Genomic DNA, 4,349 nt, shown 5'->3' with positions numbered 1-4,349 from the left:
GCTCTCAGCGGCCGACGGCTTCATCGCCACCCGCACCAGGGTTGACACGCGCGCCATCGACCGAACTCGGCGGCCAGTACGTCACCCGGAAGGTCCATGACGAGCGCCGAGGTCTCCCGGCGACCAAGATCACGCCGACGCGATTACTCGCGCGACCGCCGAAAGATCCCGCCCAGCGCTCACACGAGACCATGCAAACCCTCAGCACACACGATTCACCGAAACACGATCACCGTGTCACCCGCCCCTCGTTTTTCGGTACATGCACCCACATAGCGACAACGAGGGAACCTCTGCAGGTCACGCGAGGCGTGGTGCAACCAGCCCTTGATTGCGACTCCCGCCGAGACTCGAACCTGCGGCCAGCATCGCCAGCTACTGGCCCAAACGGACGACAAACGCTTGAATCACGAGCTCCCGGGACAAGCCGACGGCGTTCCCCGTTCGCAGCCCCCGAGGACTCGACTCGCGCAGCACTCCCTCGGCACCCCAGATGACGAGCCAAGTCGCGTCCCGCCAGCCGCTACCGTTCACAAGCATTACCCAATCACACAAACCCCGTGCGACAGCGTGGCGGCCCCTCCAGCCTTCTCCAGGCCCACCTCCCCGCTATCACATCTGTTCGGTCCGCGGCGCTACCGCCGGACCCACTGGCCTTCTCAACTCACGACGCCACTTCTCGGGCAACCGCCTTAGAGAACACTTGCGTTCACAAAGGCCGACTCACTATCGTCCCAAGTAGTGAACGCATACGTTCACTACTTCGTCTCTGGGGGACATTCCGTGACGCACGATCAGATACAGACGCAGTCACCCGTGCCCGCGCCACCGGGTCCGGCCTCACGCCCATCACACCCGGGCATCGCACTCACGGTCATCGCTGCGTGCCAGCTGATGGTGGTGCTCGATGCCACGATCGTGAACATTGCCCTGCCCGACATCCAGACCGCGCTGAACTTCTCCACGACCAACCTGACATGGGTGGTCAGCGCCTACACCCTCACTTTCGGCGGACTGCTGCTGCTCGGCGGGCGAGCCGGGGACATCCTCGGGCGCCGCAGGGTCTTCATCGCCGGCATCCTGCTGTTCACCTTCGCCTCGCTGCTCGGCGGACTCGCCCAGGAGCCCTGGCAGTTGCTGGCCGCACGAGTCCTGCAGGGAATGGGCGGCGCCATCGCATCACCCACCTCCCTCGCACTCATCACCACCACGTTCCCCGAAGGCCCCGAACGCAACCGGGCATTCGGCATCTTCGCGGCCGTCTCCGCGGGCGGTGGCGCCATCGGACTCCTGGCCGGCGGACTGCTCACCGACTGGCTCGACTGGCGCTGGGTGCTCTTCGTCAACGTACCCATCGGCATCCTCATCGCGGCACTCGCACCGCGCTACATCAACGAGTCCGAGCGCCACCCCGGCCGCTTCGACCTGACCGGCGCGCTCACCTCGACGCTCGGCATGGTCGCACTGGTCTATGGGTTCATCAGGGCGGCATCCGACGGCTGGCGGGACTCGCTGACGCTAGGCGCGTTCGGCGCGGCCGTGGTATTGCTCGTCGCCTTCATGTTCGTCGAAAGCCGCGCCAAGGAACCGATCACCCCCCTGCGGATGTTCGCCGACCGCAATCGCTCGGGCACGTACGTGATCATGATCAGCCTCGCGGCGGCGATGTTCGGCATGTTCTTCTACATCGTGCTGTTCGTGCAGAACGTGCTGGGCTACTCCCCCATCAGCGCCGGCCTGGCCTTCCTGCCCGTCACCGTGGTCATTGCGGTGGGCGCGGGGATATCGCAGCGGCTGCTGCCGGTGCTCGGCCCCAAGCCGTTCCTGATAGCCGGAACCACCCTCGTCGCCATCGGCCTGGCCTGGCAGTCCTTGGTCGACTCGGGCAGCTCCTATGTCGGCGGGGTGCTCGGACCGATGCTGGTCTTCGGCTTCGGCATGGGACTCAACTTCGTCACCCTCACCGTGACCGCCGTATCCGGCGTCGCCTCGCACGAGGCGGGGGCGGCCTCCGCCCTTCTCAACACGACACAGCAGGTGGGCGGTGCACTCGGTCTGTCCATCCTCACCACCGTCTTCGGCTCGGCCAGCCGCGACGAGGCAACCAAGCAAGTCGCGTCGTTCATGGCCCAGGCCACGCCGGAGCAGAAGGCCACGTTCGCCGAGACCCACCAGTTGCCCGCCCCGTGGAGCCACGAAGTCCTCGCCCAGGGGATCTCCACGGCCTTCATCCCGGCCGCCGCCATGGCCCTCCTCGCGTTCGTCGTCGCTACGGTCGTCGTACGGGTCCGCAAGAGCGACTTGGAAGCCCTCAGCGGCGCGGGCGGCGGCGCCCCGGCCGCGTAAGCTCCGCGCGTCCCCCGGACCACGGCGTCCGTAACCGCTCGCTCCACCCACCACGGAGTACGTCGGCCTACGGACGCCGTGCGGTGCCCCTGACGGCAGCTCTCGCTGTCACGCCCCAGCCTGAATTCGGAATCTGATAACGCGCGTTGGAACGCCACCGGACGCGACGATTGTGAACATCGCGCTCCCGCACATTCAAGACGCTCTCAAGTTCAGCACGACCGACCTCACCTGGGTCGTCAGCTCCTACACGCTCACCTTCGGTGGCCTACTGCTTCTGGGCGGCCGCGCCGGTGACATCCTGGGCCGCCGCCGGGTCTTCATGACCGGCATCCTGCTGTTCACACTCGCCTCGCTGCTCGGCGGACTGGCCCAGGAGCCCTGGCAGTTGCTGGCGGCGCGCGTGCTCCAGGGCATGGGTGGCGCGATCGCGTCGCCCACCTCGTTGGCGCTCATCACCACCACGTTTCCCGAGGGCCCGGAACGCAACCGGGCCTTCGGCGTCTTCGCCGCCGTATCCGCGGGTGGTGGAGCCATCGGTCTGCTCGCGGGCGGCATGCTCACCGAGTGGCTCGACTGGCGCTGGGTGCTGTTCGTCAACGTGCCCATAGGCATCGTGATAGCCGTGCTCGCGCCGCTGTACATCAACGAGTCCGAACGGCACAACGGCCGCTTCGACATAGCGGGCGCGGTGACCTCGACGGCCGGCATGGCCTCCCTGGTCTACGGCTTCATCCGCGCGGCGGACGAGGGCTGGCGGGACAGCCTGACCATCGGGTCCTTCGGCGCGGCGGTGGTCCTGCTGCTGGCCTTCGCGTTCATCGAATCGCGGGCCAAGGAACCCATCACCCCGCTGAAGATGTTCGCCGACCGCAACCGCTCGGGCACGTACGTGATCATGCTCAGCCTCGCCGCGGCGATGTTCGGCATGTTCTTCTACATCGTCCTGTTCGTGCAGAACGTGCTCCAGTACAGCCCGATCGAGGCCGGCCTCGCCTTCCTGCCCGTGACGGTCGTGATCGCGCTGGGAGCGGGCCTGTCGCAGCGCTTCCTTCCGGTGCTCGGCCCCAAGCCGTTCATGCTCGCCGGCTCCGGGCTCGCGGCGATCGGACTTGCCTGGCAGACCCTCATCACCGCGGACAGCTCGTACGTCGGCGGAGTGCTCGGCCCGATGCTGGTGTTCGGCTTCGGCATGGGTCTGAACTTCGTGACCCTGACGATCACCGCGGTGTCCGGTGTCGCCCAGCACGAGGCCGGTGCCGCGTCCGGGCTTCTCAACGCCACGCAGCAAGTCGGCGGTTCGCTCGGCCTGTCCATCCTGACTACGGTCTTCGGCACCGCCAGCAAGGACGAGGCGGAGAAGCAACTGCCGAAGTTCATGGCGGAAGGGTCGGCCGAGCAGAAGGCGGAGTTCGCCAAGACGCACCAATTGCCCGGCCCTTGGGGCCACGAAGTACTCACGCAGGGCATCTCGACGGGCTTCGTGGCCGCCGCCTCGATGGCCGTCATCGCCCTGGCCACCGCATGGTTGGTGATCCGTGTCCGCAAGAGCGACCTGGACGCGCTCTCCGGGACGGCGGGCCCGATGGCCGGCTGATCCGGCCGGGCCCGCGAAGGGCCGCGGATGGCCGGATCGGGTCCGGGGGACCGAAGACGAGGGCGACGATCCGGCCATCCGCACCACTGTCGCGGCTGCCGCGATCCGCACCACGGTCACGGGTACCGCGATCCGCACCACCACCACCGCCGCAGCTACCGCCGCGGGGCGAGTCGCAAGGGGGCGGGCAAGCCAGAGCCCGCCCCAAACGGCAGCCGCCGCGACGAGCCACACGCCCGGCACCGACATGAACCCCATGACGTCAACCCCGCACCCCTCGCGTGTCAACTGTGTGTGCGGCCCCACCTGTCGCACATCCTCTGCCACGACAACGGACCAGCGGTCACGCAGAGTTCCCAGGGTGCACAGAAAGTATCGACAGCTCCAGCAGAGCGACTGAACCGCC

The 4,349-nt window shown here is 67.4% G+C and carries 1 protein-coding gene and 1 pseudogene; both read left to right on the top strand.

Annotated elements, in window-relative coordinates; translation table 11 throughout:
- Positions 1-816 precede the first annotated feature (816 nt).
- Positions 817-2,346: an MFS transporter gene (locus tag AC3ETA_RS47510; RefSeq protein ID WP_432199124.1), complete on the top strand. Its 1,530-nt coding sequence runs from the start codon at positions 817-819 to the stop codon at positions 2,344-2,346.
- A gap of 160 nt (positions 2,347-2,506) precedes the next feature.
- Positions 2,507-3,943, top strand: a pseudogene (locus AC3ETA_RS47505) (MFS transporter); the annotation flags it as partial.
- Positions 3,944-4,349: the final 406 nt, after the last annotated feature.

This window comes from Streptomyces sp. bgisy027, assembly GCF_057710365.1.
This window is presented reverse-complemented; position numbering and strand designations above follow the sequence as displayed.